Below are 1,265 nucleotides of genomic sequence, written 5' to 3' on the forward strand. Positions count from 1 at the left end.
CGGCGGTGGCCGACGGCTTTGGGTGGACAGCGGCCACCTGCTCGAGCAGGTCGGCGCACCGCCTGGCCCAGAGCACAAAATCCCCCGCAGACAGCCCGGTCTCCGGCAGGACGTCGGCAAGGCTTTCGCCGGCTGCCCAGCCGTACAGCGGGCGGACCAGCCCGGTCTCCGGCTCCGCGGTGCCCGGCAGCCGGTACCGTTGCTCCAGCACGCTCAGCTCCGCCCAAGTGTCCATGAGGGTGTTGAAGGAGGACTGCAGCCCGCCGGTCGGCATCTTCGCCGGCCCCGTCCGGCTCCTGCCGCTGCGGTACGCCAGGGCGGCGGCGAACCCGGCAAGCTCCACCGGGGTGAGCCGCCGGAAGGAACCCCGGTCCAGGCTCAGGCAGACCAGCAGGTCCCGGTCGCCGTAGATGCCGCGCAGCCGCGCACCGCCGCCGCCGCCGTCGTCGTCGTCGTCGATCAGTGTCCCCTGCGCTCCGTCGGAGAGGTAGCCGTACCGGGTGAGCACGCGGACTAGGCCGTCGAACGTTTCCTCATGGAGACCGGGATCCGGCCGGCGGGACCGCTCCGCCTGGAAACTGGCGAAGGACCGTTTCAGCAGTGCGCGCGCGCCGCCGCGGCCGTGCCGTGCGATGAGATTGACGGCCATGTTGTAGCCGGGCCGGAAGCTGGAGTCCAGCGGGTAGGTGCGCCGGGAGGCCAGTGCCGCAACGGCCGCCGGGTCCACCCCCGCCCTCCACAGCACGACGGCGTGGCCCTCCGCGTCGATGCCGCGCCGGCCCGCGCGGCCGGTCAGCTGCGTGTATTCGCCCGCAGTCAGGGGAACCATGGCCTCGCCGTTGAACTTCTCCAACCGCTCGAGCACCACCGAGCGGGCGGGCATGTTGATCCCCAGGGACAGGGTCTCCGTGGCGAAGACGGCCTTGAGCAGGCCCTCGACGAACAGCTGCTCCACTAGTTGCCGGCACGCCGGAAGCATCCCGGCATGGTGCGCGGCGACGCCCCGGCGCAGGCCCTCCCGCCACCCGGCGATGCCCAGCGCTTCGCCCTCCTCCCCGGCCAGTCCGAGGTCCGCGGAGTCGACCCGGCGGAGGATCTCCGTGCGTTCGCGGAGGTCCGTCAGCCACAGTCCCGATCCGATGCAGGAACGGACGGCGGCGTCGCACCCGGCCCGGGAGAAGACAAACACGATGGCCGGCAGCAGCCCGTCGCGGCCGAGCCGCTGAAGCAGCCGGGCCCACGGCCTGGACTGCCTGCCGCCTTCT

The 1,265-nt window shown here is 72.6% G+C and carries 1 protein-coding gene; it reads right to left on the reverse strand.

Going from position 1 to position 1,265, the window contains the following annotated elements; translation table 11 throughout:
* The coding region (locus tag AC5RV2_RS18115; RefSeq protein ID WP_494093478.1) for a helicase-related protein at window positions 1–1,265 on the reverse strand (1,265 nt) is incomplete at both ends.

The sequence above is a fragment of the Arthrobacter sp. Y3225116 genome (genome assembly GCF_059091245.1).